Raw genomic sequence first — 21,731 nt, forward strand, 5'->3', positions numbered from 1 at the left:
ATATGAATTCGCAAGAGACAATACAGGAGCAGAAAAAGGCACTTTTCCAGCGATTGGATTCAGTAGAAAGTCAGCATGTACTGACCTTGGTAAAGGCTTATCTGGATGAACTCGTTGCGCAAGAAGGTCTGACCGAAACCTGGACTGCCAAGGACCAAGCTGCGATCACCCGGGGATTGGCGGATCTCGATGCTGGAAAGGGCATTTCCTGGGAGGAATTTCGGAAAAAGTTTGCACAATATGGCGTTTGAAATTACGCTTGCTCCCGGAGTTGAAACGGAGGTGCAGGAAATTTTGGAATACCTCGAATCCGTTGCAGGACAAGCCTCAGCCAAAAGATTCATGCTTTCATTTGCAAACAAAATTGATCAAATTTCTCAATTCCCTCGTCAGTTTCCCGAATCGCAAAGGTTTGATGCTGCGCGCAAATGCATCGTTTATGGAACATTCATTCTCTATTATCGCATCAAGGGCAACGATAAAGTAGAAGTCGTTACCATAAGGCATGCAAAATCATCGCGGGTGTAATTGACATGGCGAAACTGTAAATCAGCATCCAGCGCTAGGAGAATAGGTTTGTCGCCAGTGGCGAGTGCTGAAAAGGGGGGGGAGGGGGAAGGCCCCACCACGAAGCCACCCGCGCACGCCCAGGATCCACAACAAGGGGGGAACTGATGCTGCCCCTCCCCTCAATTCAAATTCCGATACTCCGAAGGACTCATCCCCGTTTGGGATTTGAACAATTTGCTGAAGTGTTGCGGGTATTCGAAGCCCAATTTGTAGGCCACTTCCGCCACCGAAATATTGGACCGCAACAGGGTCACTTTCGCGCTTGAGATGATATGCCGGTGAATATGTTCCTTGGCACTGCTGCCTGTAGAGAGCCGCAGGAGGTCACTCAAATACGGACCCGACATATTGAGCGCCTCGCCACATTGTTTGAGGGTCGGAATCCCCTTTTCCATCAATTCGTCGGAGGCGAAATACGTTTCCAGGAATTTCTCGAAGCGCTGCACAAGATCGACATTCAAATTCGTGCGCGTGTAAAATTGCCTTTCGTAATAGCGGTTGCTGTACTTCAGAATTGTCTCCAAATTCTGCACAATCAAATCCTGCGAATGGCGGTCGAAGTTCTGATGAATTTCCGTCTCGATCTTCTCCACCAAATCATTCAAGGAAATTTGCTCCTTTTCAGAGAGGTGCAAGGCTTCCGTCACGTCGTAATCCAGAAAACCATAACTCGTGATCGTGCTCCCCAATGCCGAATTGCGTATCAAGTCGGGATGAAAAAGAATGGTCCAGCCGGAACTGCCTTCGTGCTCCATCGGATCCTCAAAGGAGACCACTTGATGCGGGGCAATAAACACCAACGCACCTTCTTCGAAATCATACGAATTACGGCCATAACGGAAGGTGCCATTGATTTTGCCCTTCATCGAAAAAAGGTACAAGTCACTCGTCAACTTGAGGTTAAGAATGTCCAGATCCAGCTTGGGCCATTCCCGGATGATGGTAATCAAGGGATGGGCAGGCTTCCCCAATCCTAAAAATTGATGGACTTCCGAAATGCTTTTGGTGTGAAAAAACTCAGCCATTTTTATTCCATTTTTCTGAATCTGCGATTTTTGTCCTGCGTGTTGCGCGCACAATTTTTACATCAAAATACCGTTCACGGCCGTGATCGGCTTGGGCAAATCCGATTCGCCAAGGGCATACAAAATTTCGATTTCAATGTTGCGGGTGATGGCCGTAATGGGAACGTCGCCAATCAAACCTTCGTAAGGATGTTCGCTGTATTCGCCGACCAATTCCATTTGAAAAAATACCCAGGAAATCAGGACGGAAAAGGGAATCGTCAGCCATACATTCAATTCCATGGTTTCCTTCAGCATGCCAAAAGGAAGCAAAAAGGCGAATATATTCACAAACAAACGCGCATAACTTGCAAATTGCCGTGGCATCGGAAACCCTTTGATACGTTCGTTTTTCCCCTGATGCTCAAACAGTTTTGTGATGTGGTTTTGCAGTTCAAACAGTCGAAAGTCTTCGATTTGGTTTTGCTCCAGCAACTGTTTCAAGGCCCGTGATTGGTTATTGAGCAAGGTCGATGCCATATTGGGCGAGGCCTCCACTTCCTTGATTTCGGCCTCCGAAAGGTATTTGGAGACATCCTTCGCGAATTCCAAATTGATCCCGAACTGTTGCCGGAAAACTTCCCGATACTGATTGTTCAGCTTCAAATTATGCTCCCAATCCATTCTTTTATGCCGCAGAAACCATTTGTGCGCATATAGCCATGCAATATGCCGTTTCAGGATTTGGCTTTTGGCGGCCTTTGCCTCATCATTTTCGGCAGGCAAATAGGAACTGAGCATGGCAACCAACGCACGGCTATCGTTCGTGATTGCCCCCCAATTCTTGCGCGCTTCATTTTGGCGCTCATTGGACGCATTGTTTTTGAAGCCGACATAAAACGAAACCGCAATACCCAATACAGATACCGGCAAAAATGGAATCGCCAACCATTCGAAATGCAAAAACTTAAATGCGCAGACCACCACCGTCGACCATACGATGAACAGGATCACCGGCACAATCGAAAACTGCACTATGGCCTTTACAGGAAGATTTTTCGTGAGCATGCTGTGATATTATGCAATCGTTTTGGGGTTTCCAAATTGTGATGAGCGGAATGATTGCCAGTTGGAATCTAGTACATCGTTCAAGAAATCGCTGGACTTCACTGGTGGTCGTGATGTGTGACCCCTCTGGGGTCGATTCACTGCGCGCTCCGTGTTGCTATAAAGGTTTGACCCCGCCGCGGCGGGTCCAGTTGCCGGCACTGAGTTGTTCTAGGACCCCAGAGGGGTCTCACCTTTATAGAATAAGATTCCCCAAGATTTTTTCCGTCCGCGGGCTCGGCCTGGGGCCGAGCCCGCGGACGATTGACATGCGTTTATACGCATAATTACCATACTTTACCCCCTACGGCGCATTGTAGACGGATTAACTGAACTGACCAACCTCTGGGCAGATACGAAAGCTCAATACCTAACCCCCGTCAACTGCTCCGACACATCCCAAAGCCTTTTCGCGATGGCCGAATCATTCGATTTTGGATTGGATTTGACGACAATGGGAAAACCACGCGCCTCAAAAAACTTCGCCGGACCAAAATAATTTCCTGGTTTGGCCTCCGGATCAACCGCTGCGCGCAATGTGGGAAGCGTACCCATTTCGACATGTTGCGCCAAAATATTCCCTAAAAACGCTGCCACGCCCGAATGCCGGTCCAATTCGGTTTTGGTCCAACCCGGGTGCGCGGCCGTCACAAGCGGATGATTTTTGTCGGATTGGAGCCTTTTGGCGAGTTCGTAGGCGAAATACAGGTTCGCAATTTTGCTGTCGGCATAGGCCTGACCGGTTTTGTACTTGCGCTTTTCCCAATTCAAATCCTCAAATTGAATGTCTCCCGTGCGGTGCGCAATGCTCGCCGTGGCCACAATCCGGGATTGCGGTGTCCTTTTGAGCAGCGGCATCAGGCGTCCGGTCAAGGCAAAATGGCCCAAATGATTGGTTCCCATTTGCAATTCAAACCCGTCCTTGGTCTTCGCATACGGACTCATCATGACCCCCGCATTGTTGATCAGGATGTCCAATTGCGCATAATCTGTGAGCAATTGATCCGCAAACGATTTCACCGAATCCAAGCTGCCCAGGTCAAGCTCGCGAATGTCGATGTTCGCCTTGGGATACCCCTCCCGAATGGCCTTGGCGACGCTTTCTGCCTTTTTTGTATTCCTGACCGCCATCACCACGCGCGCCCCCTTCTCGGCAAACACACGGCTCGCTTCCTTGCCCAACCCGCTGCTCGCACCGGTGATCACCACCACCTTGTTTTCCTGGCTCGGGATTTCCGCTGCCGTCCAATTTGAATTTTCCATATCTCCTGCTGATGAATAAATTGATGCTGCAAAGTTGGAGCCTCGCTAGGTAGGAAATCTAATGCTTTCGCAGAATGTCGAATACTTTTCGCTGAGGTTGCATTTCGTCATGTCGACCATTTTGTCATGTCGACCGGAGTGGAGGCGCTGCGAAGCAGTGCCGAAACGTAGAGGAGACATCTGCGAGCTCCGTAGCACCTTCTGCATCAGCGAAATGGATGACTAGTGCCCAGGAACCCCCCGGGGGGGGGGGCCCGGCGGGGGGGGGGGGGGGGGGGGGGGGGGGGGGGGGCGCGGTCCCAAAGAATCAAAACCAGGCCGCGCACGACCCAGGGGGTCCAACGTTTATAGAAAATTTCAGCCTCGACCCAGCGGGCCCTTTCAGTTTTCCCTGATAAGACCAATGGTACAGTGAGTTCGGACTTACAGTACTTGTGCGTCATCTGCTGCTTGCTACGAAACCGTAGATGTCTCGGCTTCATCCTCGGCGTCGCTACGCTCCTTGAGGATTCCGCTCGACATGACATGGCCCCCCTAAATCTGCCCGTTCAAATTCGCGATATAGGCCTTCATGATCTTCGAATAGAGAATATGCGTCATCTTGGCCGGATAGCGCGTGTTGGTCGCCCGGTCGAGGATGTAAAAGCGGCGCACATGCAATTCGCGGGGTTTGCCATCCGAACCGGTCGTCTTGTGGGTCTCCGCATCGAAATTAAAACAATACGGATAGGCTTGCAGATCAGCATACTCCGGCGTTTTCAGTTCCGCCGAATCCACGAGCGCATACTTGCCTTCGAAGGCCGTAAAGTTGGTACGCAGATAGGTATTGTAGCCGCCCTTGCCCTTCACCACGAGCAAAGTCCCGGGATGCTGACCAAATTCCGCCGGAATCGCCCCACTCTGCACGGTCGTCCGCCGCTCGGCCATCAGCCGGATGCACGACGAAAAACTGCCCGCCATCCACAGGAGCAACAGCAACAAAATCGGAAAGTACTTTCGATGAATACGGTTCATACCCTGCGATTTCGTGGTTTTTTCGGGGGAATTGCAAATGCGGGATTCGGGAAGCAGCACCCGGGGCACCGTCTTCAAATGCACCGCCACGCCGACCGCCGTAAACCAACACGCCACAAATCGGGATGAAAGGGGATTCGGCAACGGATCGGATGGAGGCTGAAACCATTCGAAGTGTGCCGCAAGGAAATGTCTCGCTCCCCAGCTATGAATTCACATCCCTACTGCAATGCCTTGAGGAATTCGAGCCACTGGATGTCATCCATCTTTAGGGCGTGGTTCAATGCCGCATAATCCGGAATTTTGTCCCATTCCGCAGATTGGATTACCTTCTCAAGCCAGATGCCTGCATACTTGATGAGGAAGGAATATCGGTTTGCCGCCGTGAGGACATGCGGATAGCTGCGGGTGGCAAGATATTCCGGCACTGTTTGGCCCCTGAATGTGCCAGAGATGTTCTCCAATGGAATCACACAAAAGTCGCGGGTGGGAAGCGTATTCGTGGGATCCTTCCAGATGACCCAAATGTTTTCCGGATGAAAACTGACGCGCTTCCCTTTTCGCTCGCAGGTTCCAACAACATAGAACAAATCAAGATAACACCGGAATGCCTCGGGAATTGCGCTCGTTGGGGCTAGCGTATCCAGGTAGGCATAAGGGTCGGCGGGGATTTCGTCGGCCGCTCCATCATCCTCGTAATAGTCGTCAAAATCGTCCATCCAGGCATACGTTAATTCCCCAATGATCGCTTTGTGGGACGCGAGGAAATCTGTCCCGGGTACCAAAGGCAAATAACGCCGGGAAAACCTTGCGGGATCATAAGCCTTCCTTTTTCCCTTCAAAACCTCTAGCAGCAGTGGCCAGACAATTTCTGTCCCGAATTCGCGATTGACACTTAATTCGGCCGTGTCCTGAAAGGAATAGCCTTGCTGGAAAAAGATATCCGCCAAGGGATCGCCTGCCGAGGTCAAACACGCGAGCTTCATACCAGGAATGGTACGCATGTTCCATTTCAGCTTGGGCAGGGCCGCATCCCATTGCGCTTCCAGATGCGCCATGAGCTCAGTCGCAAACGGATCCTCATACTTCAAGACGGGCCAGACTTCTTCCCCCGCTGTCCGGTAGGAAACAATACTGCGGCCGTACAACCCCTTGTCAAATACTTGTTGGTTGGAGGCATGTTGTAGGAAAGTGAAATTATTGGAGATGCCGAATTGTTGCGCAGGCAATTTCGCTGGATCAATCCGCAGAAATACCTCGCCGATCGTATCATCTTCCAGAGCGTTGAGGAACTGAATGCACATCGTTTTTTCGGGAGCGATTGCGAGTTTGTTGCCATTGATCTGCCAATCTTCTTGCAAAAAGACGGATTGAGAATGCGTTTGCCAGAGCAGCGTGGTTGGCAGATCAGGCGTTCCTTGCAAGGCCGATTGGATGGAATGGGATGTGGCAATTCGCTGTTTCCAATAAGCGGGCGCGGGGATCACCTGCTTCGCATCCGCGCCGTGGAGGGAGGCATCGTCATGCGCTGTCGCATTCCAATGGTATTCCTCGGAAAATAGTTGCGAAAAAAACAATTCATAAAATGTGTCCATCGGCAGGGGCGACGTCAATTGCTCATCCGTGTAAAGCTTTAACTGCTTGTGCTCCACTTGCTCCGCTAGCCAAACATTGAAGGAATGCGGCCGCAAATCCACCTTGAACAAATGTCGGGGCTCATCGTCAAAATACACATTGGTGAGTCTGGTTTTGACTTCATACCGCTGTGCATTCAGCATGATGGGCAGGGCTACTACCACCCATGTAAAGGAAAACATCAAATGGAGCAACTTTGATTTTGTCATCAGCGGAAATTTTTGAGTGACCTTTCATTGGATAACGGAGTTGCCGAAAAAAAGATACAAGTCTGAGCGGGTAGAGCGTTTGGCGTTCAGCCGAACAAGCTGCCATTGCTGGTGGTTTGGCCGATTTGGACGCTGGGAAAGGGGATTGCTGATGAGGATTTTAGGAAAAGGTTTACGCGGCTAGAGATAAAAGGTCACGCAGCTAGGCAAGCACGCCGCGCAAGTCATTTCGATGCGAAACGGCAAATCGTCAAGCGCTTGAAAACTGCCAAGTGCAAAAATTCTTGCCCCCCCAATTGCACTGCCCTTCGCTCAAATTCACCCTCCAATTCCGTAAATTTAGGGGGATGAAACATTTCGGATGGCTGATGCTGATCTTGTGTGCGGTACAATTGCCCGCGCAAAAGGCGCCATTGCCGCGCAAGACCGGGATTCTGATCGGAACATTCCGCTGTTTCGACCCGAACGGCTACCCTTCCCCGGGGTCGGGCACCGGTACCAATTCCACGACCACCTCCAAAATACCGACCCTTGCCGTCGAACGCACCTTGTTGCGCCACGCATCCATGCAATTCGGCATCGGCCTGGACTTTTTGACCCGTCCCAAGAACCCCATCCACCGAAAATGGGATACCCAATTCTTCACCGAATTCCGCTACTACATCCTGCTGCGGCGCGGCGGCCCGCTTTCGGGATTCTACTGCGGACTCTACCTCGACGTCACCCGTGAACGATGGATCTACCGCGCTGAAAACCAACTCGCCATCCGCCGCACCTTTGAAAACATCGGCCCCTCCATCGGCTACCAACACGCCATCGGCAAGCACCTGCGTTTCAACGAAGGTGTCACCGCCGTACACCACAGCGTCACAAGAGAAGACCACTTCACCCCCACCGGCGACTTCAGCAACAACTACCGCCTCGCCTACAAATGGGTTTCAGCCTATTGGTACGTGAAGATCGGGGTGGTTTTTTGATGGGGGGATGATCGACGGAGACAAAATCCCGTGAAAACAGTTCATTCACAACGGCCGCGGTCCCGGCTTGCGATAAACCTTCTCCAAATAGGCTTACAGGGACATTGGCGCAAACAATTCGAGCCGTACTGCGTCCCCGTCCATTACAGAAAATGCAATTCCATCTTCGGGATGGGCATAATGGGTGGCTTATTGAGCGGAATTGTGAACGGAAATTTTTGGGGGGAGCGGCATGAGGCAAAGGCGTCCCGCCGAATGCCGATCGAACATTTGCCTCCGGCCTGAAACCGAACCGGACGGGAGAGCAAATTGGTCAGAAGGCAATCAGAGGAGTTCAGTCTTTCCATTCAGCCAACTTAGACAAGTTAATTTCAGAAAAATCAAACTCGTCCAACGCCGAAATCCCAAAATCTTGATCTTCCAAAATGGATATTCTCCAAGCTTTTCCGATCTTTCAAAAATGAATCAGGGAATCTACGAAGAACTCGTCACGCAGCTTGTCACATCCAAACTTCAAGAGCTGGACAAAGACCAATTCGCCTTCAAGTTATCCAAACTTGACAAGGAAGAGGCCGCCATGGTTCTATCCAAGCATCTTTCACTTGCATTTCAAAATGCTATCAGCTGGATCAGTGGAGAGAATCGCCTAGAAAAACAAATCGAAATCGCCAACAAAATGATTCGCGTTCTCAAAGAGGAACTGCAAATCAAAGACTTTGAGGAGAACCTTGTTGAAATCGGTGGAAATCTACTGAAGGCCGTTTTTCAAAACTTCTACCTCCTTTGTGGATCTTGATGATTACCTTAAGGAGATTACTCCCTACACACGTCTGACGCACAGTGAGTTATTCACAGGTGGAAATTCTGGATTGTCACTCCAAAGTGAGCTAAAAAAGGAGATTCTATCCTCCAACCGAATTGACCTGCTCGTTTCATTTATCAAATTTAAAGGGGTCATAATTCTCGAAGAGGCGTTCAAGGAATTCGTCAAATTGGGAGGTGAACTTAGGGTTATCACAACAACTTACATGGGGAGCGTCGGATGCAAAAGAAATTCAATCCTGGCATCACTTGACAATACAAAAGTCAAGGTCTCCTACAACACTGAAATGAAAGGCTACATGCCAAGGCATATTTGTTTTTCAGAAATACCGGCTTCCACCGGCTACATCGGATCGTCAAATTTTTCAAGGACGGCCTTGACGGATGGTCTCGAATGGAATCGAAAGTTACAACAAAGAGGTTGGCCATATCATTGACAAATTTCAAAACCTTTGAATCCTATTGGCAAAACACAGAATTCGAGGATTTTAATGAGGCAAGAGATAGTGGAAAGCTATCGAAAGCACTAACTCAAGCACGTTCAAAGCCCGGCATTTCCGTTGATAGCACTTCATTTTTCGATCTGAAGCCCTATCCATTCCAGAATGAAATCCTTGAAATTTTGACAGTTGAGCGCGAGGTACATCAGCGCTTTAGAAATTTGGTCGTGGCCGCAACCGGCACGGGGAAAACGGTGATTTCAGCTTTCGATTTCAAGAACTTTTGCGTCAAAAACCCAAATGCAAAATTACTCTTCATTGCCCATCGCAAAGAAATACTTACGCAGGCGATGGGTACGTTTCGTGGAATTTTAAAAAACAACAATTTCGGAGAGCTCTGGGTTGATGGAAATGAAATTTCCAATCGCGAACATGTTTTTGCTTCCGTTCAAACATTAACAAATCGATTGTTGGATCTTTCAATCAGCGAAGATTTCTACGATTATATCGTAATAGACGAGGTTCATCATATTTCAGCAGCAAGCTATCGCCCAATTCTTAGTCACTTCAAAGCGAAAATACTTCTTGGCCTTACGGCAACACCGGAAAGAATGGATGGCGAAAACATCCTCGCAGACTTTTCCGGTCGAATTGCAGCTGAAATCCGGCTGCCCGAGGCGCTCAATCGGAAATTGCTTTGTCCATTTCAGTATTTCGGCGTTTCCGATAGTATCGACTTGAGAAATGCGAAATGGGAAAAGGGAAAATATGTGGCGAGCGAAATAAGTAAGCTCTACACCTCCAATGATCGGCGAGTTGGCGAGATCATTCAAAATTTGGATCGATACACAAAGGACTTGTATGATGTAAGGGCGCTTGGCTTTTGCATCACCATTGAGCACGCAAAATACATGTCCGAAAAATTCGTTTTGGCTGGAATTAAGGCAGCGTATCTCTCAAGTGCCAACAGCGATGAACGAGAGACGCTGCGGCAAAAGCTTCGAAATAAAGAAATCAACTACCTTTTTGTTGTAGACATTTTTAATGAAGGCGTAGACATACCAGAAATTGATACTGTACTCTTTCTACGCCCAACGGAAAGCCTTACGATATTTCTCCAACAACTAGGCAGGGGACTGCGTTTGGCAGACGGGAAGGACTCTTTGACCGTTTTGGACTTTGTGGCGAACTCTAGGCCAGAATACGACTTCGAAGGCAAATTCCGCGCTTTAATTGGGAAAACGGGCAATTCCGTTCGAAAAGAAATTGAGGATGATTTTCCTCATTTACCTCTCGGCTGCGCAATTATTCTGGAAAAACAAGCGAAGGAATTCATTCTGGAGAATATTCGCAAGGCTACATCACTTTCCCAAAATCAAATTCTCCAACGGATTCAAAACTTTGAACATCAATGCAATCTCCCGCTGACGTTCGGGAATTTTGTCAACTTCCATCACATTCCGCTGGAATTATTCTACCGAAGGGGAACATGGACTGAACTCATGCACAAAGCCTTGCGCATTGAACCTGCGTCCAGTTTGTATTTCAGCGAATTACATGCCGCCATCGCTAACAAATGGCTCTCAACGAACGCATACTCCTATTTCGAATTTATTCGCAAACTATGCCAGAAGAGCTTCATTGTAGAGCTTGACGATCTTGGGCCCGAGGAACAAAAGATGCTACTGATGCTTCATTTTGACTTTTGGCAAAAGGATTCGAATTTCCCGACCTTGGAGGAAAGCATTTGGGAAATTGGAAAAAATCCACTCATTGTTCACGAAATCGAAGCATTGATGGAAATCTTGTTGGATCGAATTGATTTTAAGGAAACATTATGTCCCTTGCCATTTGTGCAACCACTTCGACTACATGCAAGGTACACTCGTGATCAAATTTTGGCTGCATTTGGAATTAGCAAATTTGGGAAGAAGTCTTCAAATCGCGAAGGTGTGGCATACAGTGAGGACCTGAACACAGAATTGCTTTTTGTGGATTTGATCAAATCTGCTGAGGACTTTTCACCAACGACCATGTACGATGACTATGCCATCAACGAGATTTTGTTTCATTGGCAATCACAAAACCAAACGAGACCGGATTCCGGTAAAGGACTTACCTACCTGAGGCATGCCGCGATTAACAAAACGATTCTCCTATTCATTCGTGAAAAGGCAAAAAACGAATTCGACAATACGAATGGGTATGTCTTTATTGGAAAAGTGAACTATCAAAGTCACTACGGCTCAAAACCGATGAGTATCACATGGAAACTTGAAGAGCCGTTGCCCAACTATCTTTGGAAGGCGGGCGCAAAGTTGGCAGTTGGCTGAGGCAATGGCCCCCCTCACCCCAAAAACCGCCCCTCCAGATGACCTTTTAAAAACCCTTCGTCCGGCAAAAACCGCTTGGGAAGCCGCAAAGCGGCACCTTCATAAGGCAAAAAAGTGCACGGCAACCGCCGGATCTTTGCTCTTTTTCAAGGCGGAACACAGCAAAACCTGGTATTCCGAACCGATTGCGATCAAACCCGCCTCAAAGGCGCGATCGTGCAAAGCATTCAAGGCAAGCCCGTTGCGGGGATTCATCCGGTTTTCGGGATCGTCTGCCCAGCGCCGAATGTGGCTTGCAACCAGCAACTCAGGTTTTTGAAGTCCGGTGATGCAGCAGGTGTTGTTGTAGCTGGCCAACACCATTTTCCGAACAGGTTTTGATTCACGCCGTCAACCATCCGCTCTCGCTCCATCCCTTCGCGCGGAAGTTCGTCCTCAGGAATCGCATTCAATTTCTCCACCGTCGTATGCGCGAATTGAGCGAGCAAGCGTTCACTTTCAAAAATGCGCGCTTCCCAGTTTTCGTAGAATTCGTCCCAAATTTCGCGGTCAAGTTTGGCGGAATTGGTTGCCCCCTTGATGCCACGGGCTTGGTGGCTTGGATCAAGACTTGCAAAATTGTTGAGTTTCCAGCCCAATCCGCCGGGTGTCCGATCCAACAGTTTGGCCAAGGCAATGATTTCAGGATTCCTCTCATGCAATTGCCCGTAGGGCAACTTGCAATACAAGTTGATCGCCAAAATCAATTCCTCACGTGTCCAGAGCCGCTGTCCTTGTTTCATGCAAGATCCGATGCAGGTGTGATTTTCCCACAACGAATGAGCCAAGGTAGGAATTTTGAAGGATTCGAGAATCAGCTCCGTTCAGCAATTCGTCGACTAGGCCTTGAAATATTCCCTCAACGCCTTTCCAATAGCCTCAGCCAACAAAGGCGGAACAGCATTTCCGATCTGCTTGAAAGCCGCTGTCCTGCCGCCTTCGAAAAAATAATCGTCTGGAAAAGATTGAATGCGTGCGGCCTCCCGGACAGATATGGAACGATTCTGCTCAGGATCGGGATGAATGAAATGGTGACCATCCTTGGAAATGTGGGCCACCAAGGTATGCGATTTTCCATTGGGGTTGACGACTTTGAAACGGTCCGAAAAGTCTTCTTGGTTTTGGTGTGACCGAAGATCTTCAGGCAATTCAGAATATTTGAGCCGATTACCTTCGTTTTGCAACTGTAAAGCGGCGATCCGGTAAATCTCCAAATCCCGTGGATGGTGCGGTCGCGTAATGTGTTGGCTCACAAACGAGATTCCGTTCCGGATTCCTGATTGCTTCAGATATTTGGTGGGTCGGCCAGCATAGGGAAGTATAGAGATTGCATCGCCTGCTTTCAGAAACGGCAAGTCTGAAAAAAGATCGCTACCCACCTGAAACGAATTTTCGGTCGGATTCGGCCATGCAAATTCAAACGTTGTAGCCATTCGCTTGCCAACAAGGATCACCCGTTTGCGTTCTTGCAATACGCCAAAATCAGCTGCATTTAATACTTTGAAGTCCAAGGAATAGCCGCAATATTTGAACAAAGCCTGCATTTCCTCGAAATAAGACCGGTTCCCAGCCGACAAAAGTCCCGAGACATTTTCAAAGACAAAAAATTCTGGCTGATAGCGGCGCAGAACTTCACCGTAGTACTGATACAAATAGTTTCGACGGTCATTTTGCATTCCCTGTGGGTCTCGCGCCCTACCGACCACCGAATAAGCCTGACAAGGCGGACCGCCAACAATCACATGTACCTTTCGCCAAGCGACCAATTCATCGATTCTTTTGAAAATGTCCCCCATTGTGTCCCACGAAATTTGAGCATGGATCACCTGAGAAAGTGCATCCTGATTCACCTCGGAATAAAGTTGCGCTTGGCTGATTTCGTTCCGAAGGTAGCGTTCGTACAGCTGCATTCCCTTTTTGGTCGACCGCAATTCGTGAAAGGCAACGCGCGTACGCAAGGTCGCGCATGCGTTCGCGTCCATGTCCACATGTGCGAGTGGTCGGAAACCCGCACGTACGAACCCTTCCGAAAATCCGCCAGCTCCGGCAAACAAGTCAATGAAATTCAGTTGCATCATTCTGCACAGGCATAAAGATTCCAGCGTATGCCCGTTCGGGCATCCGTCAAACAAGAAAATTGGACCAAATCAATTGCCATTGTGACCCCAAAACCTCTGACGGAAGCCATCCGGATAGGGTCAATGACAACGATCCAAACCTACGCCATGCATCAACAAATTGCTATATCCAGAAATGATAGAAAAACATATCCAATTCTGATATATGTGCCCTTTCTACGCGTTCAAGATGGTTTTTGCCCCCCCCCTACCAATTCTCCAAAATCCTCCGTAAATTCACTCAACACAAGTTAAAACGCGTTCTTTATGGCAAGAGTACATCCACTGCATCCGATTTCGGGAACCATTGGCGACATCACCTACGTGCGCCGAGGCAAAAAAACCTACGCCCGTGGGAAAATTTGGGCACACAACAAGGCGGCAGAGCCCAGGCAAAGGGAAAATCGACAGTCATTCGGAGGGGCAAGCAAAGTCGCTTGCGAAGTGTACACCCCCCTCACGGCCGGCTGCAAGAAGCTTTTTCGGTCCTACAGTCACAACCTTATCGCGACCAAGCTCCGCGCCCATGCCGAACGCACCGAACGGGCGGTGACCCATTATTCCTTCCGCGCAGCCCACGCTGCTTTGGCCAACCTCGACCTGAGTCCTGCCGAAAGTCCGTCGGCTTGCCTGAACATCACCCGCATCGGCTGCCACCACAACCCCGAAGCCATCCGGCTGACCGGCCTCCCCGAAGCGGCAAGGTTTGTCGCGAATTCCGACGAAGGTCTATTGGGCAATGCCCACCTCCAAATGCGTTTGTGGATCAGGCAGGTGCCCTTCCACGAATTTACCTTCGACAAATCCGACAAGGTTTGGCGCAGAACCTTTCCCGAAGCCCAAGGTCACGGGCAGGTCACCAGAAGCGGTTGGATTCCCACCGACATTCTGCCCGAGGAAGGTCTGACATTGACCCTGAATAAGCATCCGGAAACCCTCGCAGGCCAACATGTTCCGCCCATGCTCACATTTGTCGTGATCGAATGGCGGGAAGTGCGTGCGGTCGGCGACAAAGTTTTTAAAAAACCGGCACTCGCCATCGTCAAACTTGCAGCCATGCACTACAGCACCGAAATGGCCGCAGAAATTGCCCAATTCGAAGCGCGTATCTCCCAAAAGCCAAAGCAGCCGCGTGCCTATGACCTCCTGCAGGCAGCGCAATCAGATCCCAAGGCCTTCCTGACCCAATCCCTCGCGGGACTGATGGCACCTCCACCCGCCTGATTTCCCCTCCGAATCCAATAAAAACAGCACGTTTGATCCCATTCGGCAACCGTCGACGGCCATTCCCATGCCCCAATCAGCCTAGGGTCCCTTCCAAGTCCCGATTACCACGTCGATTCGCCTGCAAACAAACCCGATTCCTCCCGAAAGCAAGCAAGATTCATCCCCCAACAGCGGCATGTTAATACCCAGTACATTCCCACATCGGAACACTCCAACAACGCTCCAACTGCGCTCTTCCAACGCTCTAATGCGCTCCTTGCGTGTTCGATATCTGATGAAACCGACAATGCTGACCGAAGGATGTACCAGTGGCGGCTTTGCCAACTCATCACACCGCGCGCCGGGGAGTTGGCAAAACCTATTTCTGAATTGTACCCTCACTCCCGGTACGTACGCTTCTTCCGGCTCCAATAGCTGCGCATGTCACGGGGATAGCCTTTTTCCTTGCGGTGGTAGCGGTAAACGAGGATGGATTTGGTCATTTGATAATGGTATTCGTTGAGGGAATCGGCCATTGCTTGCTCGAGATCTTGCTTTAATTGAGGATTGCGGGGTGCATATTCGTATTGCACAAAAGCGGCTCTGGTCACGTATTGGTTGCTGTCCTTCAAGGCGACACGCATCAGAGGAAACAAGTCTATCCCGCTTCCGCCGTCCACTTTCCTCCCTTGAAAAGGCCAAAAATACCCTAGTAAACGCACGGCCTCCTCTCGAACAATCCATTTTGGGTCATTCAGGATGGCTGTCCGAACGACGGCAAACAGGCTAGGATCTCCCAATCGTACCAAGTAGCCCGCAAGCAATACAGAATCATGACGGTAAACATTTTCAGCAGCAAATGAGTCACGCAAAGCATGCAGGGTAAATCGCCCGGGATCGATTTTCGTCAAGCAAAAATCTTTGTCGAGGTCGTTCCCGCGTGAGGTCGCCTTCCATTGCAAGATGCTTTCAATGGCCTTTTTGTTCTTGCGTTCGGCGAGCAAATGCATGGCACTTTTTCGAGCGGCAGGCGCCACACGTTGCTCTCCTTTCGCAATGATTAGGCGCAGCACCCGATTTCGAAGAGGTACGTCAAATTGTCGAAGCATTTCTTTGAGCTCAAATCGCTCCATAGCCGCATAACGCAAGGATTTGTAAGGTGCGACAACACCCCCTTCCATCGGGAAACGATGGTTTCTAGGTTGGATGGGGGGCAGTTGGTAGTGGCAGCTGGTCAAAAGAAGCAACGACAAAAGGAATGCAAGGGAAGCAAGCGAACGGGATCGGAAGATTGAAGGTTCAGCTTTTCGTCGGGATACTTTTTGCATGACGTGGACGAAACGGACTGGAAGTGCGGCACCCACGATCGCTATTTTCTCTGACAAGTCCATCACTCCATGTAGGTCCGTTTCCGACGGCTCCAATAGCTGCCCATTTCCCTGGGGAAGTCCTTTTCTTTGCGGTGGTAGCGGTAGACGAGGACTTTGAGGCATGCGTATCGGCGAAATTCATCCTTGGTTTCTGCGAGGTAATCTTCCAAATGCTGCTTCAGGAGGGGGTGTTTCGGTGCGTATTCGCACTGGATCAAGGCGCGCTGAAAGACGTGAACGCTGGAATCGTGCAACGCAGTTTCCAGAATTGGAAATAGGTCAATCGTGTCGCCACTTGGCAGTACATTCCCTTGAAATGGCCAGAAATACCAAAGTTTGTCGATGGCTTCGATGGTTGAGATGAAGTCCGCTTTTTGTAGTTTGTTCTGCACATATGCAAATTGAGAGGGGTTCCCAAGACGCGCCATCTTCCAAGCAATCGTCAACGAATCCGATCCTGAAAAATATCCGGTACGCAAACCATCCAAGAGTGCTTCGGGTGGAAATTTTCGGGGATTGATTCGACAAAGGGCATCGGAATGGAGAAGATTCATCCCACGGCGTTCGTCCCGCCAATGGACAATCACGGGAATCGCCTTTTGAACCTGTCTTGCTGCGAGTACCTCCATCGCCGCAACCCGCACGCTGTTGGGGAACCTGAGCTTGCCTTCGGCCACGACACGGATCAGTACCTTGTTTCTTTTTGGCACTTCCCACAGGTCCAGCATTTCCTTTTGGTAAAATAGCTCTGCCTTGGCGTAGTTGAGCCGACGGTGGGGCAAAACCAGATTTTGCGCCTTCGAAAAAGAATGCCCGACAGGCTGAACCGGAGGAAGTTGGTAGTGGCAGCCGGATAGGAGCAATGTAGCCGCAGCAATCAGAAATGAACAACATAGCTGAACGCCCATTCCTTTCCCGCTACTTATATTCACCAGCATTCCCCTTTTTTAAGATTGCTTGGACAAGTTGCACATAACCTTCGTAACCCGCAGCATAGGCGCGATCTTCGGCAGGCTTTTGCTCCATCAAGAACACCAACTCGTCCTTCAATGCCTCTGCAGCCCCATATACTTCAAACTCAGCATCACCCTCGCTTTCAACTTTCATCCGAGAGAACTTCTCAATCACTTTGGGAATCGCAAGTCTCCCAAACTCTATGATTTCGTTGGCATGAAATTCCTCGTGCTTTTCCACCTGCGGTTTTGACCAATAAGCCCCACCTGACCTCCAACCGTCTGGCTTGGGCATAAGAACTTTGGCGATTGTTTGGTAATTTTCCTGCGTGATGTAGGGACTATTTTCATCCTCGATATTCAGGTACTTCCCGAAAGCATACGGCCCAGGCCAAATCTCGATTTTGGGCCAACAAACATAATCTGCATTCACCCTGAATCTGTCACCCTCTTGTTTGATTGCCATGGAAGGCACTTCAATGTTGGGGGTAGTGAGACCAAAACCCTTTTGGGGAGTCCCTTCCACAGAAACGATCTCACTCGAATAATTTACATGCAATTCAAAATTCCCACCCTCATTGGACGAATCGGCCGATTCACCGTCAGCAAAGCCAAACGCAGGCGGCATCAGCCCCTTCATCTTCTCGTTGGATTCCAAGCTGTTGGGCTTTTTCGACTGCTGATGTGTGTTTTCGTGCATGGTACTTGGTTAAAAGTCAATTGGTAGGGCCAAGTTAAGGATTTTGCGGCAGGATACAAGGATTTCCGAATGGGTTTTTGATTCACTGCGTTGGTCAGTGCTGGCTTTGTCAACTCATCACACCTCGCGCCGGGGAGTTGGCAAAACCTACTTTTGCGGTTGGCATTGGTCAGTGGCGGCTTTGCCAACTCAACACACCGCGCTCTGGGGAGTTGGCAAAACCTACTTTTGCGGTTGGCTTTGACCTTGGCGGCTTTGCCAACTCGACACACCGCGCGCCGGGGAGTTGGCAAAACCTATTCGCATGGTGCCATTGACCGCTTTACAAAACCTTCGCTCTATCCCTGCAGGCGATTGACTTGTTGATGTTTCAACAGGCTACGCATTTGGGTGATGGCTTGGGCATTGAGGAATTCCAGGCGCTGCGTGGAGGGGAGCCCCTGCTGAATGAACAATGCGTTGAGACTCTCAAGGTTGGCGAGTACCACAAGCTGCTCAAGGGTCGCGTGGTCGCGCATATTTCCATCCAAGCCAGCATTGGATTTCCGCCATTGGCTTGCCGTTTGACCGAAGAGCGCCACATTGAGAAGATCTGCCTCCGAGGCATAGATTCCTTGGATTTGGCCTGCAGTAACGGCCTTGGGAACCAGGTTTTCAAGAATTGAATCCGTGTGAATGCGGTAGTTCACCTTCGCCAACATACGGCTCACATTCCATTCCTTCTTTTGGCGCTTGGCTTCGTCCTGCTGCAAACGTTGGAATTCCATGATCAGATAAAACTTGAATTCGGCGCTGATCCAGGATGCAAATTCGAATGCAATGTCTTTGTGCGCATACGTGCCGCTCCCGTACCTACCCGCCTTGGAAAAGATTCCGATTGCATCCGTTGCATCCACCCATTTCTTGGGCGTCATTACGAAACTATTGGAACCCGCCTCGTTTTTAAACCCCTCGAAATCGAGGGGTTTAAAAGCAGGATTGTTGAAAGATTCCCAAAGCCCCATGACACCAATCTACACTGGATGAACCCATTACATGCTATTTTGAAACTTTTAATTCCATCGAATTCGATGGAATTAAAAATCAGTCTTGGCAGCGTGTGCGGAACGGATTCGAGGGTTGTCAGAATTATAAACCATTCCAATATGGCGATGTGCGTAGAGATGGGAAGCAAAGATACGTAATACGGATTGCCACGTCGAACGCGCTGAATCGGATGGGTTTTCGTGGATATTCGGGATCAGATTTACAAAATGCGGCAGCGCGCCCCACAGGATTTGTGGTGGTTGTCAGAATGGTAACCCAGTCCGATATCGCGATGTGCGTAGAGACGGGGCATGCGACGTGCGTAGAGACGGGGCATGCCCCGTCTCTACGGAACGCGCTGAATCGGATGGGTTGTGCGAATTCTGGATGAAATTCCCCAGTCGTTGAAGCCGAGATACAGCAATTGGGATTGTCAACAAGCGGCTTTGCCAACTCAACACACCGCGCGCTGGGGAGTTGGCAAAACCTATTTTTGCGATTGGCTTTGACCTTGGCGGCTTTGCCAACTCAACACACCGCGCGCTGGGGAGTTGGCAAAACCTATTTTTGCGGTTGGCTTTGACCTTGGCGGCTTTGCCAACTCGACACACCGCGCGTCGGGGAGTTGGCAAAACCTACTTTTGCGGTTGGCTTTGACCTTGGCGGCTTTGCCAACTCGACACACCGCGCGCTGGGGAGTTGGCAAAACCTACCCATTTTCAATTAGCTTCGCTGAACCCTTCGGGTTTACTGACGTGATATGCTTCGCAATTCTCCATTTTCAATTCTCCATTCTCCATTCCCAACACTATCTTTGCACTCTGATGTCCAAGCGCATCCCGCCCCATAAAATCGACGAAATCTACGCTGCGGCTGACGCGGTGGAGGTGATCGGCGACTATTTGCAGCTCAAAAAGCGCGGCACGAACTACTTTGCCCTGTCGCCATTCGTCAGCGAAAAGACACCTTCCTTTGCCATTTCGCCCTCCAAAAACATCTGGAAGGACTTTTCGACGGGCAAGGGCGGCAATGCGGTTTCCTTTTTGATGGAGGCCGAAGGGATGACCTACGTCGAGGCGCTCAAATACCTCGCCGAGAAGTACCACATTCCCCTCGAACTCGAAGAAACGCCCGAAGACCTCGTTCGCGAAGACCATCGGGAGTCCTTGTATGTCGTCAACGAATTTGCCGCGCGGTACTTTCACAAGACGATGCGCGAGACCCAAAAGGGACGCGACATTGCGCTGAGCTACTTCAAGGAACGCGGGCTGTTGGACCATACCATCGATGCGTTTCAGCTCGGATATTGCGGCGACGAATGGGATGCTTTCAGCAAGGAGGCGATTCGGCAGCAATACAAGGAGGAATTCCTGATCGAAACCGGCCTTGTGTTCAAGAGCGACAAGGACGGCAAACTCCTCGACCGCTTCCGGTCCCGCATCATGTTTCCGATCCACAATCACCTCGGCAAGGTCGTAGGTTTTGGCGGGCGGATCATGACGCAGGAGAAGATGGCCAAGTACATCAACTCCCCGGAATCGGACATTTACCACAAGAGCAATGTGCTCTACGGCCTCCATCAGGCCAAAAAAGCCATTCGCGACGAGGACCGTTGTATCCTGGTCGAAGGCTATATGGACGTGATTTCCCTCGCGCAGGCGGGGATCGAAAACGTCGTGGCGAGTTCGGGGACGGCGTTGACGGTGGATCAGATCAGGTTGATCAAGCGCTTCACGCCCAATGTATTGCTCATTTATGATGCGGACAGGGCGGGAATTGCGGCGGCTTTGCGGGGAATCGACCTGCTTTTGGAGGCGGAGATGAATGTGCGCGTACTGCTGCTACCGCCGGGCGAGGACCCTGACAGCTACGTCAAGGCCAACGGCAAAAGCGGATTCGAAGTGTACATCAACGACCGCGCGCAGGACTTCCTCGACTTTAAGCTCGATCAATTGCGGTTGGCGCATAATTTCGAGGATCCGCAGGAGAAGACGCAGGCGATTCACGAAGTCGCGCAGACGCTCGGCAGGTTGGTCGATCCCGTGAAATTGGCCGTTTACCTCGAATTGGCAGCCGGGAAACTCGGCATGTCGGCGGATGTCATTCAGCGGTCGATCAGCAAGGCGGCGGCGGACCGTGCCAAGCTCGAAAGCCGGCAAGAAGGCTTCCGACAGCGGCAGGCGCAACCCACGCTTTTGCAGCCCCCCGCGCAAGACGGCGAATATTACGAGATCCCGATCGAGGCGATGATGGACAATCAGGGACCAGGCGTTGCAACGTCGTTGGAACCTGATATTGTGGCACAAGAGCGGGAATTGTTGCGCTTGTTCATGAATTATCCGGAGCGGGAATTGGACGCGGGCGAAGGCGAAAAGGTGACGCTCGGCGAATACCTGCAAATGCAATTGGCCTCCGTCGAATTCAGCCACAAGGTATTGCAGCAATTCAAGAGTCTGTTGTTGAAGGACTTCGAAACGACGGGCGCACTCAATCTGGACAAGTTGCTCAACCACGAGGAAAAGCCCATCAGCCGGATGGCGAGCAGTTTGTTGACCATCCCCTTCGAAGTCAGCGAAAACTGGGCAAAGTTTGACATCAAAGCTCCGAACATCGACGATGACCTCGAAGCGGCGGTGCACAGTGCCTTGCAGCATTTTCAGCTGCACAACCTCAAAAAACTCATCGGCGAACTCCGCGAAAAACTTCGCACCTCGACCGACCCCGTAGAACAAGATATGTTGGCCAAAAAATTTATGAAAGTCATGGAAATGCGCAAAAACATCATCGAAGAGCTCGGAATCGTTATTCTTGAATGAGAAATTAGAAATTAGCAGTTAGCAGTTAGCAGTTTTGAATTCGCAAATAGCTAAGTGCCATCGCCCAAGATTCAGCTCAATTTTCCATTTCTCATTTCTCATTTCTCATTTCCATTTTCAATTCTCCATT

General features: G+C 50.1%; 15 protein-coding genes and 2 pseudogenes. 6 read left to right on the plus strand and 11 right to left on the minus strand.

Annotated features, from left to right (window positions below; genetic code table 11):
* Positions 1–2: 2 nt before the first annotated feature.
* Positions 3–251 (plus strand): hypothetical protein, encoded by a 249-nt coding sequence (locus IPN95_06420; GenBank protein ID MBK9449037.1) that lies wholly within the window; start codon positions 3–5, stop codon positions 249–251.
* Positions 252–294: 43 nt separating this feature from the next.
* On the plus strand, positions 295–528 hold the full coding sequence (locus IPN95_06425; GenBank protein ID MBK9449038.1) for a type II toxin-antitoxin system RelE/ParE family toxin: 234 nt from the start codon (positions 295–297) through the stop codon (positions 526–528).
* Positions 529–689: 161 nt separating this feature from the next.
* On the opposite strand, the gene IPN95_06430 is transcribed toward IPN95_06425, so the two are convergent.
* From IPN95_06430 to IPN95_06450, 5 genes are all read right to left on the minus strand, one after another.
* On the minus strand, positions 690–1,595 hold the full coding sequence (locus IPN95_06430) for an AraC family transcriptional regulator (protein ID MBK9449039.1): 906 nt from the start codon (positions 1,593–1,595) through the stop codon (positions 690–692).
* Between the two features lie 57 nt (positions 1,596–1,652).
* Positions 1,653–2,642: a hypothetical protein gene (locus tag IPN95_06435; protein MBK9449040.1), complete on the minus strand. Its 990-nt coding sequence runs from the start codon at positions 2,640–2,642 to the stop codon at positions 1,653–1,655.
* A gap of 402 nt (positions 2,643–3,044) precedes the next feature.
* Positions 3,045–3,944: an SDR family NAD(P)-dependent oxidoreductase gene (locus tag IPN95_06440; protein MBK9449041.1), complete on the minus strand. Its 900-nt coding sequence runs from the start codon at positions 3,942–3,944 to the stop codon at positions 3,045–3,047.
* Positions 3,945–4,478: 534 nt separating this feature from the next.
* Entirely contained in the window at positions 4,479–4,958 is a 480-nt protein-coding gene (locus IPN95_06445; GenBank protein MBK9449042.1) for a hypothetical protein, read from the minus strand.
* Positions 4,959–5,179: 221 nt separating this feature from the next.
* On the minus strand, positions 5,180–6,802 hold the full coding sequence (locus IPN95_06450) for a hypothetical protein (protein ID MBK9449043.1): 1,623 nt from the start codon (positions 6,800–6,802) through the stop codon (positions 5,180–5,182).
* Positions 6,803–7,149: 347 nt separating this feature from the next.
* On the opposite strand from IPN95_06450, the gene IPN95_06455 reads away from it, so the two are divergent.
* Together IPN95_06455 and IPN95_06460 are read left to right on the plus strand one after the other, a co-directional pair.
* Positions 7,150–7,779: a hypothetical protein gene (locus IPN95_06455; GenBank protein ID MBK9449044.1), complete on the plus strand. Its 630-nt coding sequence runs from the start codon at positions 7,150–7,152 to the stop codon at positions 7,777–7,779.
* Between the two features lie 460 nt (positions 7,780–8,239).
* Positions 8,240–11,374, plus strand: a pseudogene (locus IPN95_06460) (DUF3427 domain-containing protein).
* Positions 11,375–11,388: 14 nt separating this feature from the next.
* Here the strand turns inward: IPN95_06460 and IPN95_06465 are convergent.
* Positions 11,389–12,156: pseudogene (locus tag IPN95_06465) on the minus strand (HNH endonuclease).
* A 96-nt stretch (positions 12,157–12,252) separates the two neighbouring features.
* On the minus strand, positions 12,253–13,491 hold the full coding sequence (locus tag IPN95_06470) for a DNA cytosine methyltransferase (protein MBK9449045.1): 1,239 nt from the start codon (positions 13,489–13,491) through the stop codon (positions 12,253–12,255).
* Positions 13,492–13,797: 306 nt separating this feature from the next.
* Here IPN95_06470 and IPN95_06475 point away from each other — a divergent pair, with 306 nt between their 5' ends.
* The gene (locus IPN95_06475) at positions 13,798–14,754 is read left to right on the plus strand and encodes a hypothetical protein (GenBank protein MBK9449046.1); all 957 of its coding nucleotides are present in this window, start codon (positions 13,798–13,800) and stop codon (positions 14,752–14,754) included.
* Positions 14,755–15,134: 380 nt separating this feature from the next.
* Here the strand turns inward: IPN95_06475 and IPN95_06480 are convergent, their stop codons facing one another.
* The 4 genes from IPN95_06480 to IPN95_06495 form a co-directional block, all read right to left on the minus strand.
* Complete coding sequence (locus IPN95_06480) at positions 15,135–15,809, minus strand: hypothetical protein (protein ID MBK9449047.1); 675 nt, start codon at positions 15,807–15,809, stop codon at positions 15,135–15,137.
* Positions 15,810–16,126: 317 nt separating this feature from the next.
* Positions 16,127–17,044, minus strand: coding sequence for a hypothetical protein (locus tag IPN95_06485; GenBank protein ID MBK9449048.1), 918 nt, complete (start codon positions 17,042–17,044; stop codon positions 16,127–16,129).
* Positions 17,025–17,759 carry a hypothetical protein gene (locus IPN95_06490; protein MBK9449049.1) on the minus strand — a complete coding sequence of 245 codons (735 nt, stop codon included), beginning with the start codon at positions 17,757–17,759 and terminating at the stop codon, positions 17,025–17,027. The genes IPN95_06485 and IPN95_06490 overlap by 20 nt, the downstream gene beginning before the upstream one ends.
* 338 nt (positions 17,760–18,097) lie before the next feature.
* Positions 18,098–18,763, minus strand: a complete 666-nt coding sequence (locus tag IPN95_06495; GenBank protein MBK9449050.1) for a KilA-N domain-containing protein — start codon at positions 18,761–18,763, stop codon at positions 18,098–18,100.
* Between the two features lie 846 nt (positions 18,764–19,609).
* On the opposite strand from IPN95_06495, the gene IPN95_06500 reads away from it, so the two are divergent.
* Positions 19,610–21,601 (plus strand): DNA primase, encoded by a 1,992-nt coding sequence (locus IPN95_06500; GenBank protein MBK9449051.1) that lies wholly within the window; start codon positions 19,610–19,612, stop codon positions 21,599–21,601.
* The last annotated feature ends 130 nt before the right edge of the window (positions 21,602–21,731 follow it).

Source organism: Bacteroidota bacterium, assembly GCA_016718825.1.
Lineage (GTDB): Bacteria > Bacteroidota > Bacteroidia > J057 > JADKCL01 > JADKCL01.

Excerpts from the sequence above, each read along its gene's own strand:
- IPN95_06420 (MBK9449037.1), top strand. The coding sequence starts at position 3 with ATGAATTCGCAAGAGACAATACAGGAGCAGAAAAAGGCACTTTTCCAG.
- IPN95_06430 (MBK9449039.1), bottom strand. The coding sequence starts at position 1,595 with ATGGCTGAGTTTTTTCACACCAAAAGCATTTCGGAAGTCCATCAATTT.
- IPN95_06435 (MBK9449040.1), bottom strand. The coding sequence starts at position 2,642 with ATGCTCACGAAAAATCTTCCTGTAAAGGCCATAGTGCAGTTTTCGATT.
- IPN95_06440 (MBK9449041.1), bottom strand. The coding sequence starts at position 3,944 with ATGGAAAATTCAAATTGGACGGCAGCGGAAATCCCGAGCCAGGAAAAC.
- IPN95_06445 (MBK9449042.1), bottom strand. The coding sequence starts at position 4,958 with ATGAACCGTATTCATCGAAAGTACTTTCCGATTTTGTTGCTGTTGCTC.
- IPN95_06450 (MBK9449043.1), bottom strand. The coding sequence starts at position 6,802 with ATGACAAAATCAAAGTTGCTCCATTTGATGTTTTCCTTTACATGGGTG.
- IPN95_06455 (MBK9449044.1), top strand. The coding sequence starts at position 7,150 with ATGAAACATTTCGGATGGCTGATGCTGATCTTGTGTGCGGTACAATTG.
- IPN95_06470 (MBK9449045.1), bottom strand. The coding sequence starts at position 13,491 with ATGATGCAACTGAATTTCATTGACTTGTTTGCCGGAGCTGGCGGATTT.
- IPN95_06475 (MBK9449046.1), top strand. The coding sequence starts at position 13,798 with ATGGCAAGAGTACATCCACTGCATCCGATTTCGGGAACCATTGGCGAC.
- IPN95_06485 (MBK9449048.1), bottom strand. The coding sequence starts at position 17,044 with ATGCTGGTGAATATAAGTAGCGGGAAAGGAATGGGCGTTCAGCTATGT.
- IPN95_06490 (MBK9449049.1), bottom strand. The coding sequence starts at position 17,759 with ATGCACGAAAACACACATCAGCAGTCGAAAAAGCCCAACAGCTTGGAA.
- IPN95_06495 (MBK9449050.1), bottom strand. The coding sequence starts at position 18,763 with ATGGGGCTTTGGGAATCTTTCAACAATCCTGCTTTTAAACCCCTCGAT.
- IPN95_06500 (MBK9449051.1), top strand. The coding sequence starts at position 19,610 with ATGTCCAAGCGCATCCCGCCCCATAAAATCGACGAAATCTACGCTGCG.